Genomic DNA, 21483 nt, shown 5'->3' with positions numbered 1-21483 from the left:
GATTATGAAGACTGTTTGTTATTTAGCTGATGGGTCAAATCCTCATACTTTAAAATGGTGTAGTTTTTTTAAAAATAAAGGATATGATATTCATGTAATCTCTCTAAATGGAGGTCACATGGAAGGGATAAAAATTTATGACTTTGGTTCTAATGTAGAAGAACTAAAGAATGAAAAAATTTCTAAAAAAACAGGATATTTAGGCTCAATAAAAAAAATAAAGAAGTTAGTGAATGAAATAAAGCCAGATATATTGCATGCACAATATGCAAGTAGTTATGGATTTATAGGAAGTTTACTTGGGTATCATCCATATATTATTTCTGTTTGGGGTACTGATATTTACGATTTCCCTAACAATGGTTTTATACAAAAACAAATTATAAAGCATAACTTTAGAAAAGCAGACTATATTTTTTCAAATAGTAGAGATATGGCTAAAGAGGCTAATAAATATACAGCAAAACATGTAGATGTAACCTTTTTCGGAGTAGATATGGATAGATTTAAACCTATGGAAGTAGAAAAAGAAGATGCTTTTGTAATAGGAATTATAAAAAGTTTAGAAAAAAAATATGGAATAGAATATTTAATACAAGCTTTTAAGATGTTGAAAGATGAATATAAAGATAAGAGAATAATTCTTAAAATAGGTGGCTCTGGGAGCCAGATGGACAACCTAATAAATTTAGCTAAGGAATTAGGTGTAGAAGAAGATGTTCAATTCTTAGGAAGAATATCTCCAGAGAATGTCAACAAGACTTTTAATTCTTTTGATGTAACTGTGTTTCCTTCTTTAAGAGAGGGATTTGGTGTGGCAGCTATAGAATCAGAAGCCTGTCAAGTACCTGTAATAGTTACGAATGTAGGTGGACATCCAGAATCTGTATGGGAAAATGAAACTGGCTTAATTGTAGAACCAAAACAACCAGAAGAAATAAAAAATGCGATAATAAAATTAATGGAAGATGATGAACTTAGACTCAGTATGGGTACAAAAGGACGTCAGTTTGTTAAAGAAAATTATGAAGTTAATCTAAACTTTAATGATATAGAAAAAATTTATGACTCTATATTAGATAAACATAAAAAATAAAATTAAAAAATACAGCAAAAGATAGATGTTGTTGGCTATGCTTAGGTGCGTAGCTTTTGCTGTTTAATGGAGGGCTTCTAGTTATGCGAGAAGGTATAGATTTAGAGAAAGAAAGCTTTTTTAATAAGCTTTTTAAGAAATATAAATTTAGACAATTAACATTATTAATTCTAGATATTTGTAGCGTGCTAGTAGCATTTCGAATGTCTTTAAGTCTTACAGGTAATTTAAATGTATTTACTATTAATGATGTAATAATTTCAGTTTGTATATATATTGTACTTCATATAGTATCATTTAGATTATTTAAGTGTTACAACACATTATGGAGATATGCAGGCGAAGAAGAAATTGTCTCTATTTTTATTGCAACTTTAGCCTATTTAATACCAGCTTATATAATCAATAAATTATTGGGCTTTGACTATCCCATAATGTTTTATGTATTAAATACAATATTTATTATAATGTTTACAAGTGGTGCAAGAATAGCGTATAGAGCTATAAGAATAGTCATGAATAAGACTTATTCTAGAGGAAAGGTTTCAAATATCCTTATAATTGGTGCAGGGGATGCTGGAGAAATGGTTATACAGGAGTTAAAAAGAAATCCAGAACTTAAAAAAGTAGCAGTGGCTATAATAGATGATGATGAAAATAAGGTTGGAAGAATAATTCATAATGTAAAGATTGTAGGGGCAACTTCAAATATAAAAGATGTAGTTGAAAAATACAATATAGATGAAATAATATTTTCAATTGCAAATATAGAAAAATATAGAAAAAAAGAAATTATTGATATATGTAAGAATACTAATTGTAAAATAAAGACAATACCAGGAATTTACGAAATTATAGACGGAAAAGTAGATATAAAACAGATTAGAGAAGTAGATATAGAAGATTTATTGGGGAGAGAGCCAATAAAAACAAATTTAAGAGAGATAAGCAATTATATTGAAGGAAAAGTAATTCTAATAACTGGAGGTGGAGGCTCAATTGGTTCAGAGCTTTGCAGACAGATTGCAGGATTTAATCCTAAAGAGCTTATTATAGTTGATAATTATGAAAATAATGCTTATGCGATACAGCAAGAATTGATTAGAAAATATAGAAATAAATTGGATTTAAAGACGATAATAGCATCAATAAGAGAAGAAAAAAGAATGGATGAGATATTTAATAAATATAAGCCAGAAGTAGTATTTCATGCAGCAGCACATAAACATGTTCCTCTTATGGAATCAAGTCCTGGTGAAGCTATAAAGAATAACATATTTGGGACTTTAAACATAGCAGGCTTATCCTCAAAATATAGAGCTAAGAAATTTGTTCTTATATCTACAGATAAGGCTGTAAATCCTACTAACATAATGGGAGCTACTAAAAGGGCAGCTGAAATGATTATACAGACTATTAATGCTGAAAGTGAGACTGAATTTGTTGCTGTTAGATTTGGAAACGTACTTGGAAGTAATGGAAGTGTAATTCCACTCTTTAAAAAGCAAATAGAAGATGGTGGGCCAGTTACAGTTACACATCCAGATATCATTAGATATTTTATGACAATACCAGAAGCAGTAGGATTGGTTATACAAGCTGGAGCTATGGCTAAAGGAGGAGAAATATTCGTACTTGATATGGGAGAGCCTGTAAAGATATTGGATTTAGCGAAAAATTTGATTAAATTCAGTGGATTTGAGCCAGATGTTGATATAAAAATTGAATTTTCTGGTCTTAGACCAGGAGAAAAATTATATGAAGAACTACTTATGTCAGAAGAAGGTCTATTGGATACAGAGCATAAAAAGATTTTTATTGGAAGACCAATAGATGTTGATAGAGAAAAAATAACAAAATACTTAAAACTTTTAAGAGAAATTACTAACAATGAAGAAATTGAAAAAATAGATAGTGTTATGAGAAAATTAGTGCCAACTTACATTAAACCAGAAGATGCTAATATCAAGGAAATCGCAATAACTCGGGAGAAGTAGAATATATTTCTAATTTGTAACCAGGGGGAGCAAAAAGAAACAAATATATAAGAAAAAGAAACAAAAGATTACAAAAAGATTACAAAAAGATTACAAAAAAGGTTGCAATTTATTTTGATGTAAGTTAGAATGTTAATTAGGAATTGGAAACGAAGGAACAAAATGTTAAATTTTCGAAAGGATTAGGTATTTGAGATTATGATGAATATTAAAAATAAAAAACATATATTAAAAAAATTTATAGCTATGGTGTTAATAGCAGGAGTTGTCACAGTAGAAGCAGGAGCAATAACAGCTAGTGCGGCAGAGCTAACTAATTCACCTATGACTGCAACAGTAGACCAATGTGATTTCTTAAATATGAGAAGTGGAGCTAGTGCAAATGACTCAGTAGTAGGAAAGATAAACACAGGAGACAAAGTTGAGGTTTTAGAATTACATTCAAATGGATGGCTTAAAATAAAAACAGTTGACAATGTTACAGGATGGGTAAATGGAGACTATTTAACTATTGAAGGTGGAAATGTAGATGCAAAGGTACAAAATGTTTTAAACTTAGCATTTAAGCAACAAGGTAAGCCATATAGATGGGGAGCAACTGGACCAAACTCTTTTGATTGTTCTGGGTTCACTTCTTATGTCTATAAAAATGGAGCAGGAGTTAATTTACCAAGAGTATCAAGATCACAAGCAACAGTAGGAAAGAAAGTATCAAGAGCAGAATTAAAACCAGGAGATTTAGTTTTCTTTGGTTCAGGTGGTTCAATTAATCATGTTGGATTGTATGTAGGAGATTCTAAATTCATACATTCACCACAAACAGGAGATGTAGTAAAAGTTACTAGCATGGCTCCAGGAACAAATTATGGAAGAAGACTTATAACTGCTACACGTGTTTTACAATAATAATATAGATTTACATAGGATTGAATATTAACATTAAGTATGTAGAGTTACATTTGATGTTTTACATAAATATTGAAACGGTTAGTAATATTAAAATAGCAATGAACGTTATAAAAACAGCAAAGAAGATAAATTTCTTTGCTGTTTTTTTTATAATAAATTATCTTATATTATAATCAAATATTAAATATAAATTTTAACTATATTATTCAATATTTGACAGATAATATGAATTTTAGATATACTTAGTAAGGAGTATATTGTAAAAAAAAATAAATTTTAGAAATTAAGGGGGATGAAATGAAAAAAATAAGTATATTAGTATTATCACTTATAATGACACTTACAATGTGTAGTGTAAGTTCATTTGCTGATTCATCAAATGATAAGGAAATGAGAGCTGCTTGGATATCTACAGTTTATAACTTAGACTGGCCTAAGACTAAAAATAATGAAGCCAAGCAAAAAAAGGAATACACAGATTTATTAGACAAATTAAAAAGTTCAGGGATAAATACAGCAGTGGTTCAAGTAAGACCAAAATCAGATGCTTTATATAAATCAAATATAAATCCATGGTCTGAATATCTTACAGGGACACAAGGTAAAGACCCTGGATATGACCCATTACCATTTTTAATAGAAGAAGCACATAAAAGAGGTATGGAATTTCATGCATGGTTTAATCCATACAGAATAACTATGGCAGATGAGAGTATTGATAAATTACCAGCTAACCATCCAGCAAAGAAAAATCCAAGTTGGGTAATTAAACATGGAAATAAGTATTACTATGACCCAGGTTTGCCAGAAGTTAGAAAGTACATAGTTGATAGTATAGCAGAGGTTGTTCAGAATTATGACATAGATGGTGTTCATTTTGATGATTACTTCTATCCAGGAGAAAGTTTCAATGATAATGCAACATATCAGAAATATGGAAATGGACAGAATAAAGACAATTGGAGAAGAGAAAATGTAAATACTCTACTTAGAGATGTAAAAGCATCTATAAAGAGTATAAAATCTAATGTTGTATTTGGTGTAAGTCCAGCTGGTATATGGAGAAATAAGAGTAGTGACCCAACAGGTTCAGATACATCAGGTAATGAAAGTTATGTAGGTACATATGCAGATACAAGAGCTTGGATAAAACAAGGATTAGTTGATTATGTAGTTCCACAACTTTATTGGCCAATTGGTCTTAAAGCTGCAGATTACTCTAAATTAGTGGCATGGTGGGCTAATGAAGTAAAAGGAACAAACGTAGACTTATACATAGGACAAGGTATATATAAGCAAGGTCAATCAAGTTATAATGGACAAAATATAGCAAAAGAAATAGTACAACAAGTAACATTAAATAGAAAATATAGTGAAATAAAAGGTAGTATGTATTTTTCAGCTAAAGATATAGCAAATAGTACTTCTATACAAAATGATTTAAAGAGTTTATATTCTAGTAGTAATGAAGAACCAGTTACTCCACCATCAAATGTTAAAGTGGAAAAATTAAGAGGTAATGAAAGATATGATACAGCAGTAGCAATAAGTAAAAAAGGTTGGGCTACAAATTCAGATACAGTAGTATTAGTAAATGGATATTCTATAGTTGATGGTATAACATCAACACCACTTGCTACAGCAAATGATGCTCCTATATTATTAGTAAATAAGGATAATATACCAACATCTACTAAGGATGAGATAAAAAGACTTAATCCAAGCAAAGTTGTTCTAATAGGAGGAAATAACTCTATTGGAGATAAAGTTGAGAATGAAATAAAGGATACACTATCAAATGTGTCAATAAATAGAGTTGGCGGTTCAGATAGATATAGTACATCTTTATTAATAGCAAAGGAATTAGTAAAAACTAATCCAGTAGAAAAATTATATATAACAAGTGGTACAGGTGAAGCCGATTCTCTTTCTATAGCTTCAAAAGCAGGAGAGGAAAAGCAACCAATAGTATTAGTATCAAAAGATAATGTAAGTGATGATGTTTACAACTGGATATCAGACTTAAAAGTAAAGGATGCTTATTTTATAGGTGGTAATCTAAGTATATCTGATTCAGTAATAAATAAATTAGATAAGGTTATTACAAATGATGTATCTAAAAATAGAATAGCTGGAGAAAATAGAGAAGAAACAAATGGAAAAGTAATACAAAAATTCTATCCAAATGCTGAATATCCATCAATGTTTGTAAGTAAAAGTAATCAGTTAGTAGATGCTTTAACATCAGGTCCTTTAGCAGCTAAATTGAAATCACCAGTAGTTATGCTTGGAAATAGTGTAACATCTGCTCAGAAAACTGCCTTAGAGCCTAAGAAAACGACTCTAGTATATGAAGCAGGTGATGGTATAAATCAAACTTCATTAAATACTTTCTTAAACTTAGTTAAGTAATAGAAAAATTTGTTTGAAATACAGACTATTTTTATTAAGATAAAATGAGGATTATAGATATAAACTAGAAAATAAAAAAGAACTATATACACTTTATAATCAAGTATCATAATGACTTGAAGATAATTATGTGATATAGTTCTTTTTTTATGTTTAATCTTATATTTACAATAAACTTTATGTTAAATTTCTTATTCTTTAAATTCTATATCATTAAATATAAAATCATGTAATATGTCTAATGTATCTGGGTCAAATCTCAGAACCCATCCAGCTTTTCCATATATACCACCTGTACTGTGAATTTCATCATCAATAGGGAATTCAAATTGCTTAACATTCAAGTCGCCCATTTTTAAAACTTGAGCTCCTAAAGAAAGTATCGCATTAGGTTTCATGTTAGTTTTAACATATGGAAGAACAGCATCTAATAAACCTGGATATTTAGTGACAGGTAAAGTTTCTGTTTTCTTGATTATAGCCTGTATAATCTGTCTCTGTCTGCCGTCTCTAGCAAAAGCTGTATCGTTGTGTCTGATACGTGCAAAAGATAATGCTTGGTATCCATTTAAAGTTTGTTCTCCTGATTTTTTAATGTATTGTATGCTACCTTTATCATCACTCTTATTCCAACCATAAGTTTCAGGAATAAATTTATTTAATTCTTGTATTTCACCTTTTTCAATGGTAACTTCAACGCCACCAATAGCATCAATTATATACATAAATGATTCGAAATTAACACAAGCATAATTCTGAATATCGATATTAAAATTCTCTTCAATTGTTTGTATTAATAAATCAGCTTGTCCATAAGCATAAGCATGAGTAAGTTTTTGTTTACCATGACCAGGGATGTCTACATAACTATCACGAGCTAATGATGTAAGTTTGATATCATTGTGTTTGTTATCAATAGTAAGTATCATCATAGCATCTGACCTTGAAGAATCTTCGTTTGGTCTAGCATCTGTTCCCATAAGTAGTATGTTAGTTATTCCATTTTCATTTTTATGGTCATTATTATTTAACAAATTACTATCTATGCTCGAGTCATGAATAGCAGATAATTTATAATAAAAATATCCATAGACGCTTATAGGGAATATTACTACCAAGAAAGCCAGTAGTATAACAAATTTCTTTAATTTTGACAAAAGTACCCCTTCTTTCTTCTTTTTCCTGTATATTTTTTAATAGCATACACTTAATTATATTAAAGTATTGAGATATATTCAATACTTGTTTCAGTTACAAAAAAAAGACAAAGATATAATTTATAAGAAAATTTGTCAATTTATATATAATTAAAAGTATATGTAATATATTAAAAAAATTTAATTTATATTTTAAAATAAAAACACACCTCACAATTGCAAAGAAACTTGCATTTGAGAGGTATGTACTTACTATAAAATTATTGATTTGTTTTAGATAAATACTTATTCTTCCAACATAATGTCCTCAAATATAAAATCATGCATTGCGTCTAATTCATATTCTTCAAAAGGAATTACATAGCCTGCATCACCTATTTTTCTACCATTTTCAGTAGAAAGAGGGAATTCCATAGATTTAAGGTTTAAATTTCCTATGCTCAACAAATCTTTTCCTAAAGATATTATTTCATTAGGATTCATATTAGTTTTTACATATGGAAGTATTGTATTAACTAGATTAGGATATTTAGTAACTGGTAAATCCTTAACACCATTTATTAAGCTTTGTATAACACTTCTTTGTCTTCTATCTCTTTGGTCTGTACTATCATTTTTTCTTATACGAGAAAATGCAAGTGTTTGGTATCCATTTAGTTTTTGCTCACCTGAGTTTCTTATATATTTAAGAGAACCTTTGTCATCACTTTTATTCCACTTATAAGTTTCAGGTATAAACTTGTTTAATTCTCTTATTTCACTCTTATCAACAGTAACAGTTACTCCACCTAAAGCATCGACTATATCCATAAAAGAGAAAAAGTCAACTACAGCATAGTTTTGTATGTCAATTTCGAAGTTCTCCTCTATAGTTTCTATCAATAAGTTAGCTTGTCCATATACATAAGCATGTGTTAGTTTTTGCTCTCCATGTCCTGGTATATTAACATAAGTATCTCTATTTAATGAAGTCAATTTAAGGCTTTTATTTTTATTATCAATAGTCAGTATCATCATGGCATCTGAACGAGAAACTTCTTCTCCTGGTCTTGCATCTGTACCTAATAATAATATATTTGTGATACTTTCTTCATTTTTATAGTCATTACTACTAAGCGCCTCTGTATTTATACTATCATCTTGGATAGTTTTTAGTTTAGTAAAAACATATCCATATATGCTAACAGGAAATGCTATAACTAAAAGGGCTAGAAATATAACGAACTTTTTGAGTCCTGACAATAATATCCCCTACTTTCTAAATTTTTTAATTACACACAGTTAATTATATTAAAAATTTGTTACATAAGCAATAAAAAACACAATAAATTAGCATAAGTTTGTCATAATATAATTATTTTTATAATGTTTTAAAGAAGAAAGTGTGTAGTTATTATTAATTTCCTTGGAATATAATTATATTATGACTTAAATTTTTATAAATAGATGTACATATTGAAAAAAATATTTTCCTAGATGTACTTATATCAACTTACAAAATGAGCAAATTGTAATTTAAAATTTTTAGTGTATAATAGGAATTGAAAATTTAAACTGATAAAAAATAATAAAAAATAATCATAAATTATATAATTTGGGGGAGGAAATGTATGATAAAATTAATAGCAACAGACTTAGATGGAACTTTGTTAGATGAGAAGAGCGAAATAAATCCAGAATTTTATAAAGTATTTGAAAAATTAAGAGAGAGAGGGATAATGTTTTCAGCTGCAAGTGGTAGACAGTATCAGAATCTTATAAAGAAATTTGAAGATATAAAAGATGATATGATGTTTATCTCAGAAAATGGAACATTGGTGGTATATAAAGGAAAAGAAATATTATCAAATCCTTTGGACAAAGAATTAGTAAATGAAATTATAGAGACAACAAGAAGTATAGAAGGTAAGAAAATCGTAATGAGTGGTAAAAAATACGCTTATATAGAAAGTAAAGATGAAGCTTTTATAGATGAAGTTAGTACTTACTATGCAAAGTTTAAAGTTGTAGATGACTTGACTAAAGTAGAAGGAGATATATTAAAGATAGCCGTATTTGACTTCAAAGGTGCAGAACATAATAATAGTATTTACTTTGAAAAGTTTTCTGATAGAGCTCAGGTATGTATTTCTGGAGTAGAATGGCTTGATTTAACTGCAAAAGGTGCAAATAAAGGAAGTGCCATAAAAAAAGTACAAAGAATGCTAGATATAAAATATGAAGAAACTATGGTATTTGGCGACCAATTGAATGATGTAGAAATGATGAAGAGTGCTTATCATAGTTATGCCATGGAAAATGCAAATGAGTATTTAAAAGAAATTGCTAGATTTAGAGCAAAAAGAAATACTGAGAATGGTGTTGTAGATAAGATAAAAGAGGTCATGAAAATAGGATAGCCATTTATAGTGGGGGTCTAAATGAAAAAGATTATTTTGGCTGGTATAAATGATAAGTTAAAAGTAGCATATAAATTGCAACTTGAAAATGTATTGGGAGATGTTGCAAAAATAGAGGCTTATGATATAGAAGATTCAAACTTGTCAAATTGTGATGTTATAGTAGCAATGAATTATTTAGATGAACAGATAGTAGATAAATGGATAAAGAGAAATAAAGAAAAATTAGTTTTAGTAAAAACTATGTATACTAAAGATGCAGTGGAAAAGTTGAGTAAAATTCCAAAAGGAAAAAGGGTTCTCATTATAACTCCTGAATGGATATATACATTAGAATGTATAGCAATACTAAAAAAGTTAGGGATAAATCACATTGAATTTATACCATATAACAAAGAGTTGTTTGGTGTGCATATAGAAAATGTAGATACAGCAGTTTATTTGGGAGAAGTTTTTTATACACCAGATTTTGTTACAAATTTTATTGATATCGGTTGGAGAGAAATTGTATATAATGGATATTTAGAAATATTGGAGAGACTAGAAGTAGACCCAAGTGTAGTATCATCTAAGTTAAAAGTAGTGAAAGAAAATGTATATAGTGAAGATGAGATTGATATTAAATCTATAATGGAAGATTTGAAATATAAAAATCGAGTGAGACATTTAATTGATTCAATACCAATAGGGATGATTATTTTAAATCAAGATAAAACTATAGAGCTATATAATGACTATGCAAGAAAATTACTTAATATAAAGGAAAGTAATATAGGAAAAAATTTAAGTACAATTAAGCCACTACTAAATATATACAACTTATTTAAACGTACAAATCTTAAAAAGAATATATATTACTCAGATAAAACTTTAAATAAGGAATTTATAGTCAGTAAAAACAATATAAACTTTATGGGTAAAAATTATCAAGAGTCTATATTTATAGATGAAGTGTTTGAAGCATATAAAGGAAATACTGGAAAGATAAATAAATCTTATTTAGCTAAATATACGTTTGATGATATAGTGGGAAACTCTAAGAAGAATAAAGAAGTTATAGAATATGCTAAAAAATACGCTAAAATAGATTCAACAGTACTGATATTAGGTCAGACAGGAACAGGAAAAGAGTTATATGCTCACTCTATTCATAATTGTTCAGATAAAAGGAATCGACCATTTATATCTATAAATTGTGCAGCAATACCAGATGAACTACTTGAAAGTGAATTGTTTGGGTATGAAAGTGGAAGTTTTACAGGGGCTAGGTCTCAGGGTAAAAAAGGTTTATTTGAAATAGCTAATGGCGGAACTATATTTTTAGATGAAATAGGAGATACAAGTCAATTATTTCAAGTGAAGCTTTTAAGAGTACTGCAAGAAAAGGAAATAGTTAAAATTGGTGGATATGAAAAAATTAGATTGGATATAAGAGTAATTGCTGCTACTAATAAGACCATAGATGAACTTAGAAATTCCAGTAATTTTAGAAAAGATTTATTTTACAGACTTAGTACTTGTATACTCAGTATACCTCCACTTGAAGAGAGAAAGGAAGATATACCTGTGCTATGTAATTATTTTTTAGCAAATATGGGATATCCTTATAAAAAAATCGATGACGAATTAGGAAAGTTTCTGTACAAATACAACTGGGATGGAAATGTACGAGAATTAAAAAATTGTATTGAATATGTTGGAAACTTTGGTGGTGAATTACTTACAATAGATGATTTGCCTATGATATATAAAGATTCTTACCAAAATAAGTATATTGAAGATAAAGAATTTACTTTAAATACATATGACAATAATCAAAACAGAGCATATGAAAATAACATGCTTAATGATACAGATTCTGAAGTTAATGATAATATAGAAAAATCTTATAATGTATATTTTGAGAACTTAAGCCATCGAGATAATCTTATAGCATGTGAGATTATGAGGATATTATATAAAGAAAATTGTGGAAGAAGAATGATAGTAAAGAAATTACAATCAAACAATGTAAATTCAAGTGAACATAGTGTTAGAGTAATTATGAACTTTTTAGAGTCAGAGGGATATATCGGAAAGAGTATTGGGAGAAATGGGAGTCATCTTGAAGAAAAAGGGGAGAAATGGGTTACTAAAAACTTATAAATAGAAAGTAAATGGGATATCGATTTAATGATATCCCATTTATTTTTTTTGTTTACAATATTATTTATTTAATCAGGATAATTAAAATTTTAAAAAAGAGTGTTTGTAAGTCTTACAAGACTTACTGAGATTAAAATCTACTTACTTGGCACAATCATTGCTTATATAGTAAGTCACAAGTAAAAAATAATTATTCCTAGGAGGGTTTTAAATATGAAAAATGATTTAATTAGTTGTGTTGATAAACATAAAAAAGATTTAGTAGAAATGGCAAAAGGAATCTGGGAAAATCCTGAGACTTCATATGAAGAATATTTTGCAAGCGGTGTACAAAAGAAGTACTTAGAAGAAAGTGGATTTAGAGTAAATACTGTGCAAGGAATAGAAACTGCCTTTGTAGCAGAGTTTGGAGAAGGTAGACCTGTCATAGGGATATTGGGAGAATATGATGCCTTACCAGGATTATCTCAGAAAGTATCTTTAATTAAAGAAGCTATAACTGAATCTGCTCCAGGTCATGGATGTGGTCATAATCTGTTGGGAGTAGGAGGAGTAGGAGCAGTAGTAGCATTAAAAGAAGTTATGGAGAGGGATAATATCAAAGGAACTATAAAATATTTTGGATGTCCAGCTGAAGAAGGTGGAGTAGGAAAATGTAATATGTATAAAAAAGGATGTTTTAGAGAGATAGATTGCGCTTTTAGCTGGCATCCTTTTGATGTAAATAGCCCTTGGAGACCAACTAGTTTATCAAATTTTTCTATGAAATTTAGATTTAAAGGAATTACTTCTCATGCAGCACAATCTCCACATACTGGTAGAAGTGCACTTGATGCAGTTGAACTTATGAATGTAGGTGCTAATTATCTAAGAGAACACATACTGGACTCTATACGTATGCACTATGTAATAACTAATGGAGGAGAAAGACCAAATATAGTTCCTGGTTATGCAGAGTCATGGTATTTCTTAAGAGGTAAAAAAGCATCAGATGTAAAGAGTACTCTTGATAGATTGGTAAAAGTTGCTAAAGGTGCAGCGATGATGACAGAAACAGAAATGGAATATGAAGTTATAGATGCAATGTATGATTATTTACCTAATCAAAGTTTGACAGATGTTGTATCTGAGAATATGAGATTGGTAGGAGCACCGAACTTTAAAGATGAAGATTTAGATTTTGCTCACAAATTAGCAAATACAATTACAAAAGAAGAAAGACGAAATGTAGCAACTTCATTTCAAGGAAATCTTAATATAGTAGAAAAATATCTACATGATGATATTGCTGACTTTGAAGATTATAAATACAAAAATGTATCTGGTTCAACTGATGTAGGAGATATAAGCTATATAGTACCAACTGCACAATTTGCTATGGCGGCATGGCCTATTGGTACAGCAGCACATACTTGGCAAGCTTGTTCATCATCTGGTTCTAATGTAGGTTTTGAAGCAATGTTAAGTGCAGCGAAAGTGCTTGCTTGTTCTGCATATGATATCTTGATGGACAGAGAAAAGCTTGAAAAATCAAAAGAAGAGTTTACAAAATCTTTGGATGGATTTGAATATAAACCATTGGTATAATCTTTATTTTAAAAATAGAATTATACCTTAAATAATAAATTAATCTTAAAATCACTAAAATTGGGGGGTAAAAAATGGAATCAAATAATATATCTAATTCACAAAAAGGGTTTTTTAGAGGATGGTTAGTTGTATTTGCTGGCTTAATACTAATGATATCTGTTTATGGAATAGTAAATAATTGTGCAAGTTTATTTATAAAACCTGTAACAGAAGACCTAGGTTTTTCTAGGTCTGAGTTTTCTCTTTATTATACAGTAATTGCTTTGTCTACCATGGTAATAGCGCTCTTTATGGGGAAATTAGCAAAGAAATTTAAACTAAAAAATATAATTCTTGTAGGGTGTGTGTTAGCAGGAATTGGTTATATAGGATATTCATATGCAAGCAGTATATATGTTTTTTATTTAATGAGTATATTTTCAGGCTTGGGGTTAGGTATGACAACTCTAACTCCTCTATCAATAATAATAAGCAATTGGTTTGTAGAAAAAAGAGGTCTAGCATTAGGTTTAACTTTTATGGGAAGTGGAGTAGGTGGTATGATATTTAATCCTATAGCTAACTATATAATATTAAACTACAGTTGGAGACAATCCTATTTAGTGTTAGGAATAATAATATTAGTCACAACTATACCAGTAGTTTTGATATTTATGTCTGAAAAACCAAGTGATAAAGGTTTATTGCCATATGGATATAGCAATTCTTCTGAAAACGTTTTAGACAATTCTGTAAAAGGAATCATGCTTGGAGATGCTATAAAAACTAAAATATTTTGGATTATGGTTGTAGGATTAATTTTGATTACAATAATAGCTATGGGAGTACAAATGCATATTGCATCTTATTTGACTGATATAGGGTATTCTCCAACTTTTGCAGCAAGTGTTATATCTATAAACATGGGAGTAGTTATATTAGGCAAAATACTTCTAGGATATGTATTTGATAAAGTTGGATGTGAAAAAGGTGTTATATTTGTTGGATTACAAGTATTTCTAGGGGTATTGGCTCTATTATTTGCTAGTAAGTATCCAGCTATAATAGTATTTATTATATGTTGGGGAATTGGAAACTGTATGGGAACTATTGTACCTGCTCTTATCACATCAGAGATATTTGGCAAAAGAGATTATTCAACAATAGTTGGTGTAGTAAATGCAGTAGTTTTATTGGGAGCAGCCTTAGGTTCAGCTGTTACAGGAAAACTATATGATATGTCTGGAGGATATACATTAGCATGGATGACATACTTGGTATTGACTGTAATTATGGTTGGATTGATATTAATAAGTCTAGTTTTAGGAAAAAAGAAAAAGCTAAAAGAGGTTTAAATTATACTAATTAAACAAATAAAAAATATCAATGTAATTTTTAATAAAATAAATTTATTTATATAAAAATTACATTGATATTTAATAAACATCAATAATGATATTTATTTTTTTATTATACTCAGTATTTTGTTTTCTATTTGAGAGGCATTTTCAGCAGAAATTAGATAAACATATCTGCCTGCTTTCTCAACTATAGTATTATTTGCTATTTCAGAATTGCTTTTTTCTCCATGTCCTTCTCCAAAAGGTGCTTGTATCATGTCTTTTTTATAATTTTCTAGAGTTTTATAGATTTTATCTACATCGTCAGTTTTTATGACGATAATATCTTCTAGAGATAATTTTTCAGAAGAATTAATTACAAAACCTTGAATGATGTCCTCTTCCACATCATTGAAATAGTTAAATTCCTTTGCATCAAAGACTTTTGATTCTTTTACAAGTAAATCAGAAGATTTTAATGACTTTTCAATTTTCGATGTAGAAACGTTTTTGTAATCACCACTTGAAGAACAACTAACCATTCCAAATGATAAGATTATCGAAAAAAACAATATTAAAATTTTTTTCATGATAAACCTCCAAGTTTTTTAAACTCTATCTTAAATTAGTTTACTACATAATTATATAAAAATAAATGTATTTAATGTTACAGTTTTGATTAATAATGTAATATTTTGATAATAATACCTATTAAGAGGTGATTAGAAATGAGAGTACCAAAACATGTAGGAATTATCCCAGATGGAAATAGAAGATGGGCGAGTCAAAATGGTATGACAAAAGATAGAGGATATGAAAGTGGAATAAATCCTGGACTGGAATCTTATAGATTATGTAGAGATTTAGGTTGCGAAGAAGTAACTTTTTATGGATTTACAACTGACAATACAAGACGTCCATCGGTGCAGACAAAAGCTTTTACAAAAGCATGTATTGATGCTGCAAATATATTAATAGATGAGGGTGCAGCTTTATTAGTTGTTGGAAATACGAAATCTCCAATGTTTCCAGAAGAATTATTACCATATACTAATAGAATCCAAGCTAGGGAAGGTCAGATAAAAGCAAATCTATTGGTAAATTATGGTTGGTATTGGGACCTGAATAATATATCAGGAGTAGAAAATGTAAATAAAAATAACATACAAGATTACATACAGTCATTTGATGTATCAAGATTAGATTTGATAATCAGATGGGGTGGAAGAAGAAGATTAAGCGGTTTTTTACCTGTGCAATCGATTTATGCAGACTTTTATGTTATAGATAATTATTGGCCAGATTTTAGAGGTGATGATATAAAAGATGCCTTTAGCTGGTATGATACACAAGATGTTACTTTAGGTGGATAATTAGAGAATTTTGATGTTTTAGGTTGTAGAATGTTTTAAATTATTGAAAAAAAACCTTCTTGGTGGTAAAATAACACTAATATTATGAAAAAATAACACTAATATTATAAAAAAATGTGAAAATTTATACCAAGAAGGGTGAAAAAATGTCAAAAAGCAATAATAACAATAATTCAAGAAACAAATCTAAAAATACTAGCCATCTGAATAGAAAAAAAAGAAAATTAAATAAGAAAAAATTAGTAGTGTTGGTTTGCTTTACGATGTTATTTTTATTTATTGCATTTAAAGTTACTCAAGGTGTAGTGGCTTTAGTAAAAGGGATGGATAAAAGCAATAAAACTAACCAACAACAAAACGTTGAGTCAGAGCAATTTGATCTTGGCAATGAAGAAGAAAATAAAAATAAAAAATATACTGTATTCATAGACCCAGGTCATGGAGGAAATGATAAAGGGACCCAAAGTAAGACTAGTAACAGATATGAAAAAGACCTAAATTTACAAATTTCAAAGAAATTAGCAAATAAATTAGCTAAACAGAAAGATATTCAAGTTGTAGTATCTAGAACTGATGATACATATGTATCGCTGATGGATAGAGTTAATCTAGCGAAAAATAGTTCTGCTGATGTGCTTGTTTCTATCCATTTAAATGCAGAGAAAAATGGAAATTCAGCAACAGGTATAGAAACTTGGTATAGGAATAAAGCTACAGATGGCTCAAAAGATCTTGCGCAGTCAGTGCAAAGTACTATATCATCCTATGTTAAAGTAAAGGATAGAGGTATAGTTGAAAACAACTTTGAAGTACTTAGAGAATCAGATATGCCTGCTATATTGATAGAGTGTGGTTTTTTAACGACACCATCAGAAGAACAAAAAATAATAAATGAAAAATATCAAGACCAACTTACAGAGGGTATTGTTCAAGGTATACTTTCATACTTAGATTCTAAAGGGAAAAAATAAATTAAGTTCATGTTTATGTATGGATTTACTTAAATATGAAACTGTATACTTTGGATTAAATTTATTCTGTTGAATTGTATCAAAAAATACTATTTGAATTGAAAAACTATGAAATTAGAAACTATTTTACATATATCTAATCTCATAGTTTTTTTGTTAAGAAAGTAAATATTTATGAAATTTAAGAAAGTAAATTTAATATAACATAGTTATTTATTTGTGATGTTAACTTACATTGATTTACTATCAATTGTGCTTTATAATTAATATAGAAAAAGTTTGATTGTAAGATAATTTAAAAATAATATAGGGGAATTTATATGAATAAGAATAGTATGACAAAAATTTACAGTTTAAATAAAATAATTTTTATCATAATCGGAATTTTGGGAATAGTTTTACTCACAAGGCATGTTGGGATATATATAAAGGTATTAATTTTACTTTTATTAATATTATTTACTATAAATATATTTATTTCGTATCTTAAAATCAAGCTATATGAGGATAAAATTAATTTAGAAATAGTAAATAATTCAGATAAGATTATGAATATTACTAAGGATGAGAACTTTTTAAAACATATTCAAAATTATATTATTAGCAATAAGAAAGAAAACTGTGTTATGGCTTGTTTTGATTTATGTAGACTTAAGCTTATAAATGATATATATGGTTATGAGTTAGGGGATGAAGTATTAGATAATATTTCAAGCAATCTAAAAAGTTATTTTGGTGAAGAGGCTATTTATGGAAAACTAAAAAGCGATGTTTTTATATTAATAATAAAGCTTGAAGACAGAGAACAAAAGATTCCTTATTTGGTAAATCTCATTAGGAATAAAATTGTGACATTAAGTCAGATTGATAGTTTTAAAATGAATATAAATGTTGAGGCATCAATTGGAATTTATAGATTTAATGATGATAAAGTTGATATAAAAAAAGCTATGGACAATGCTGATATGGCAAGGATTAAGTCAAAAGGACTAAAGCATATAGAATATGTAGAATTTGATTCTGCAATGGAAGAAGAAATACAATCACTTATGAAAATAGAGCAAGATTTATTCTTAGCTATAAAGAACAAGGAATTTGTAATCCATTATCAACCCAAAGTTGATTCGAGTACAGGTAAAATTATAGGTTCAGAGGCATTAATAAGATGGATACATCCGTCTTTAGGTATGGTTGGACCAAATAAGTTTATTCCTATAGCTGAAAGAAGTGGTCTGATAAATAATATTGGTAGATGGCTAATTCAAGAAGTATTTGTTACTATTGATAATTGGATTTCAGAAGGTATAAATGTCTTACCAGTTTCAATAAATCTTTCCAGGGTGGAACTATACAAAAATGATTTAGTAGATTTTTTTAAATCAATGTTTAATACATATAATGTGCCTAAAGAACTCATAGAAATAGAAGTTACAGAAACAACAGCACTAAGAGATGTAAAATTTATAAGTGAGAGGCTTTATGAGATTAAATCTTTAGGTATAGATATATCATTAGATGATTTTGGAGTAGGCAACTCGAATTTTATTAATCTTAAGGGGATACCACTAGATGTTATAAAAATTGATAGGTCGCTTATAATGGATATAGTCACAAATACAAAGACAAAGTTTATGGTAAAAGCAATTGTTAATCTTTCACAAGATTTGAACTTAACTGTTATATGTGAAGGTGTAGAGGATATGGAGCAGGTTAAAGTTTTAAACGAAATGGGATGCAATTTAATACAAGGTTACATCTATTTTAAGCCTTTAGATGAGATTAGTTATAAAAGAATTCTTACTGACAGAAATTATGTAAATCTAGAAGATACTCTTTTAGATAGATACATGGCAGTTGAGGAGGCGGAAGAATGATTTCAGAAGATGTAGATTATTCAATAAGAATTATAAGAGCTATATTTAACAATGGGGAAGATAATCCAATAGATGTTAAAACAATATTAAAAAGTGAAGATATACCAATACTAACACTGTATAAACTTCTTAGAAAACTTTGTGCAAATAATGTACTTACTCTTAATAAAGAAGATGGCAAGAAATACATGTTAAATGTATCATTGGATACAATAAGTTTAAGAACTATTGTAGAATTAATTGATGGAAAAATATATATAAATAAATGTACGAGATATGTATCCAATTGCAGTAATTGCTTAAAAGGTTGCAAAGTAAATCGCGAGTTACTAGAAATAGAAAAAGAAATCTATAAACTTTTATCAAGAAAATCTATAAGACAAATACTAGAATAATAAATTTTCAGCTATGATAATAATTGGAGGTTTTCAGCTATGGATGATATATCTCAAGATAATTTTCTACTGTCTAAAGAGTATGAGAATAGTTTAGATGTAGATACTAAAAAAGCAAGTGGAATATACTATACTCCTAAAATCATTGTCGATTATATTGTAAAAAAAACTTTAAAAAATCACGATATAATTAAAAATCCATACCCACGAATACTCGATATTTCTTGTGGGTGTGGAAATTTTCTTTTGGAAGTATACGATATTTTATATGACTTATTCGAGGAAAATATCTATGAATTAAAAGAGAAGTATGATGAGGCTTATTGGACTGTTGATAATATACACAATCATATATTAAATTATTGTATATATGGTGCTGATATTGATGAGAAAGCTATAAATATATTAAAAGACAGCTTAATAAACAAAAAGGCAATAAATGACTTAGAGGAATCTAATATAAAGATTAATCTATTTTGTTGTGATAGCCTTAAAAAGAACTGGCGATATAAGTTTGATTATATAATTGGTAATCCGCCATATATTGGTCATAAAAAACTTGAAAAGAAATATAAAAAATTTCTCCTAGAAAAATACAGTGAAGTTTATAAAGATAAAGCTGATTTGTATTTTTGTTTCTATAAAAAGATTATAGACATTTTGAAACAAGGAGGAACTGGTAGTGTTATAACTCCAAGATATTTTTTAGAAAGTCTATCGGGTAAAGATTTAAGAGAATATATTAAATCAAATGTTAGAGTTAAAGAAGTAGTAGATTTTTTAGGTGCAAATATATTTAAAAATATAGGGGTATCTAGTTGTATACTTACTTTTGATAAGAAAAAATCAAAAGAGAAATCAATAGATGTATTTAAAATAAAAAATGAGGATATATGTATAAATAAATTTGAAACACTAGAAGAACTTTTAAATAGTAGTAACTTTGATTATTTTAGTATAAATCAAAGTTTGTTGTCTGATGAATGGATACTTGTAAATAAAGCTGATGGAGTTTTTTATAATAAGATACAAGAAAAATGCAACTATAGTTTGGAAGATATAGCAATAAGTTTTCAAGGAATAATCACAGGTTGTGATAAGGCATTTATTTTAAGTAAAAATGATGTAAAATTGAACCTTGTGGATGATAAATTTTTAAAGTGTTGGATAAAAAGTAAAAATATAAATAAATATATAGTAGATAAAAGTGAATATAGGTTAATATATTCAAATGATATAGAAGATGAAGAAAAAAATAAGAAAATACTTGATGAGATTATAGGAATATACAAGTCAAAGCTAGAAAACAGAAGAGAATGTAAAAATGGAATAAGGAAATGGTATGAACTTCAATGGGGAAGAGAAAAGCTTTTCTTCGAAAGAAAAAAAATAATGTATCCTTATAAATCAAAAGAAAATAGATTTGCTATAGATTATGATAATAACTTTTCAAGTGCAGATGTATATTCTTTTTTCATAAAAGAAGAATATTTAGATAAATTTTCATATGAATATCTAGTTGGAATCTTAAATTCTAGCATTTATGATAAATACTTTAAAATAACTGCTAAAAAGATGAGTAAAAACATATACGATTACTATCCTAATAAGGTTATGAAGATAAGAATTTTTAGAGATAATAATTATGAAGAGATAGAGAGTTTGTCAAAGGAAATAATATCAATTTTATTAAACAACTCTGTGGATAAAGAAAAGATAGAAAGATTGCAGATAAAAATGGATAACTTAATAATGAATTCTTTGGGTATATAAGCATCTGTAAATATAAAGAAAATCACGGAATGTTAATTATTTATCTAAATTTTGAATAAAAAGTTAACCATAT

Annotated in this window: 16 protein-coding genes; 13 read left to right on the top strand and 3 right to left on the bottom strand. The window is 28.2% G+C overall.

Features of this window, described 5'->3' with window-relative positions; all coding sequences use genetic code 11:
• Positions 1-4 precede the first annotated feature (4 nt).
• From KGF38_RS07735 to KGF38_RS07720, 4 genes are all read left to right on the top strand, one after another.
• Positions 5-1096 (top strand): glycosyltransferase, encoded by a 1092-nt coding sequence (locus KGF38_RS07735; protein WP_074178804.1) that lies wholly within the window; start codon positions 5-7, stop codon positions 1094-1096.
• 83 nt (positions 1097-1179) lie between these two features.
• Positions 1180-3093, top strand: a complete 1914-nt coding sequence (locus KGF38_RS07730) for a polysaccharide biosynthesis protein (RefSeq protein WP_074178805.1) — start codon at positions 1180-1182, stop codon at positions 3091-3093.
• Positions 3094-3294: 201 nt separating this feature from the next.
• The gene (locus tag KGF38_RS07725) at positions 3295-3999 is read left to right on the top strand and encodes a C40 family peptidase (protein WP_227832281.1); all 705 of its coding nucleotides are present in this window, start codon (positions 3295-3297) and stop codon (positions 3997-3999) included.
• 300 nt (positions 4000-4299) lie between these two features.
• Positions 4300-6414, top strand: coding sequence for a cell wall-binding glycosyl-hydrolase Cwp19 (locus KGF38_RS07720; protein ID WP_074178806.1), 2115 nt, complete (start codon positions 4300-4302; stop codon positions 6412-6414).
• Between the two features lie 191 nt (positions 6415-6605).
• Here the strand turns inward: KGF38_RS07720 and KGF38_RS07715 are convergent, their stop codons facing one another.
• Positions 6606-7571: an LCP family protein gene (locus KGF38_RS07715; RefSeq protein ID WP_054271343.1), complete on the bottom strand. Its 966-nt coding sequence runs from the start codon at positions 7569-7571 to the stop codon at positions 6606-6608.
• Between the two features lie 285 nt (positions 7572-7856).
• Positions 7857-8813: an LCP family protein gene (locus tag KGF38_RS07710; protein WP_054271342.1), complete on the bottom strand. Its 957-nt coding sequence runs from the start codon at positions 8811-8813 to the stop codon at positions 7857-7859.
• A gap of 368 nt (positions 8814-9181) precedes the next feature.
• On the opposite strand from KGF38_RS07710, the gene KGF38_RS07705 reads away from it, so the two are divergent.
• The 4 genes from KGF38_RS07705 (at position 9182) to KGF38_RS07690 (ending at position 15039) form a co-directional block, all read left to right on the top strand.
• Positions 9182-9970: an HAD family hydrolase gene (locus tag KGF38_RS07705; protein ID WP_054271341.1), complete on the top strand. Its 789-nt coding sequence runs from the start codon at positions 9182-9184 to the stop codon at positions 9968-9970.
• A gap of 21 nt (positions 9971-9991) precedes the next feature.
• A complete protein-coding gene (locus KGF38_RS07700) occupies positions 9992-12115 on the top strand; it encodes a sigma-54 interaction domain-containing protein (RefSeq protein ID WP_074178807.1) in 2124 nt (707 codons plus the stop codon).
• 213 nt (positions 12116-12328) lie between these two features.
• Positions 12329-13702 carry a M20 family metallopeptidase gene (locus KGF38_RS07695; protein ID WP_074178808.1) on the top strand — a complete coding sequence of 458 codons (1374 nt, stop codon included), beginning with the start codon at positions 12329-12331 and terminating at the stop codon, positions 13700-13702.
• Between the two features lie 74 nt (positions 13703-13776).
• Entirely contained in the window at positions 13777-15039 is a 1263-nt protein-coding gene (locus KGF38_RS07690; RefSeq protein ID WP_074178809.1) for an MFS transporter, read from the top strand.
• A gap of 104 nt (positions 15040-15143) precedes the next feature.
• On the opposite strand, the gene KGF38_RS07685 is transcribed toward KGF38_RS07690, so the two are convergent.
• Positions 15144-15614 (bottom strand): DUF4358 domain-containing protein, encoded by a 471-nt coding sequence (locus KGF38_RS07685; protein ID WP_054271336.1) that lies wholly within the window; start codon positions 15612-15614, stop codon positions 15144-15146.
• A 138-nt stretch (positions 15615-15752) separates the two neighbouring features.
• Between KGF38_RS07685 and KGF38_RS07680 the strand changes: the two genes are divergently transcribed.
• The 5 genes from KGF38_RS07680 to KGF38_RS07660 all read left to right on the top strand — a co-directional run bounded on the left by KGF38_RS07680 (position 15753) and on the right by KGF38_RS07660 (position 21410).
• Positions 15753-16397, top strand: coding sequence for an undecaprenyl diphosphate synthase family protein (locus KGF38_RS07680; protein ID WP_054271335.1), 645 nt, complete (start codon positions 15753-15755; stop codon positions 16395-16397).
• A gap of 146 nt (positions 16398-16543) precedes the next feature.
• The gene (locus KGF38_RS07675; RefSeq protein WP_079770251.1) at positions 16544-17368 is read left to right on the top strand and encodes an N-acetylmuramoyl-L-alanine amidase family protein; all 825 of its coding nucleotides are present in this window, start codon (positions 16544-16546) and stop codon (positions 17366-17368) included.
• A 320-nt stretch (positions 17369-17688) separates the two neighbouring features.
• Positions 17689-19242 (top strand): putative bifunctional diguanylate cyclase/phosphodiesterase, encoded by a 1554-nt coding sequence (locus KGF38_RS07670; protein ID WP_074178810.1) that lies wholly within the window; start codon positions 17689-17691, stop codon positions 19240-19242.
• Positions 19239-19637: an RrF2 family transcriptional regulator gene (locus tag KGF38_RS07665; protein ID WP_054271333.1), complete on the top strand. Its 399-nt coding sequence runs from the start codon at positions 19239-19241 to the stop codon at positions 19635-19637. Before KGF38_RS07670 ends, KGF38_RS07665 begins: the two co-directional genes overlap by 4 nt.
• A 39-nt stretch (positions 19638-19676) precedes the next feature.
• Entirely contained in the window at positions 19677-21410 is a 1734-nt protein-coding gene (locus KGF38_RS07660) for an Eco57I restriction-modification methylase domain-containing protein (protein ID WP_074178811.1), read from the top strand.
• Positions 21411-21483: the final 73 nt, after the last annotated feature.

Origin of the sequence: Clostridioides sp. ZZV14-6387 (assembly GCF_020657835.1) — a bacterium.
GTDB lineage: Bacteria > Bacillota > Clostridia > Peptostreptococcales > Peptostreptococcaceae > Clostridioides > Clostridioides difficile_A.
The sequence above is the reverse complement of the archived record's forward strand: the minus strand, read 5'-3'. Positions and strand labels throughout refer to the sequence as shown.

Bases quoted from the DNA above. Each gene is read 5' to 3' on its own strand.
- KGF38_RS07735 (WP_074178804.1), top strand. From the start codon at position 5: ATGAAGACTGTTTGTTATTTAGCTGATGGGTCAAATCCTCATACTTTA.
- KGF38_RS07730 (WP_074178805.1), top strand. From the start codon at position 1,180: ATGCGAGAAGGTATAGATTTAGAGAAAGAAAGCTTTTTTAATAAGCTT.
- KGF38_RS07725 (WP_227832281.1), top strand. From the start codon at position 3,295: ATGAATATTAAAAATAAAAAACATATATTAAAAAAATTTATAGCTATG.
- KGF38_RS07720 (WP_074178806.1), top strand. From the start codon at position 4,300: ATGAAAAAAATAAGTATATTAGTATTATCACTTATAATGACACTTACA.
- KGF38_RS07705 (WP_054271341.1), top strand. From the start codon at position 9,182: ATGATAAAATTAATAGCAACAGACTTAGATGGAACTTTGTTAGATGAG.
- KGF38_RS07700 (WP_074178807.1), top strand. From the start codon at position 9,992: ATGAAAAAGATTATTTTGGCTGGTATAAATGATAAGTTAAAAGTAGCA.
- KGF38_RS07695 (WP_074178808.1), top strand. From the start codon at position 12,329: ATGAAAAATGATTTAATTAGTTGTGTTGATAAACATAAAAAAGATTTA.
- KGF38_RS07690 (WP_074178809.1), top strand. From the start codon at position 13,777: ATGGAATCAAATAATATATCTAATTCACAAAAAGGGTTTTTTAGAGGA.
- KGF38_RS07685 (WP_054271336.1), bottom strand. From the start codon at position 15,614: ATGAAAAAAATTTTAATATTGTTTTTTTCGATAATCTTATCATTTGGA.
- KGF38_RS07680 (WP_054271335.1), top strand. From the start codon at position 15,753: ATGAGAGTACCAAAACATGTAGGAATTATCCCAGATGGAAATAGAAGA.
- KGF38_RS07675 (WP_079770251.1), top strand. From the start codon at position 16,544: ATGTCAAAAAGCAATAATAACAATAATTCAAGAAACAAATCTAAAAAT.
- KGF38_RS07670 (WP_074178810.1), top strand. From the start codon at position 17,689: ATGAATAAGAATAGTATGACAAAAATTTACAGTTTAAATAAAATAATT.
- KGF38_RS07665 (WP_054271333.1), top strand. From the start codon at position 19,239: ATGATTTCAGAAGATGTAGATTATTCAATAAGAATTATAAGAGCTATA.
- KGF38_RS07660 (WP_074178811.1), top strand. From the start codon at position 19,677: ATGGATGATATATCTCAAGATAATTTTCTACTGTCTAAAGAGTATGAG.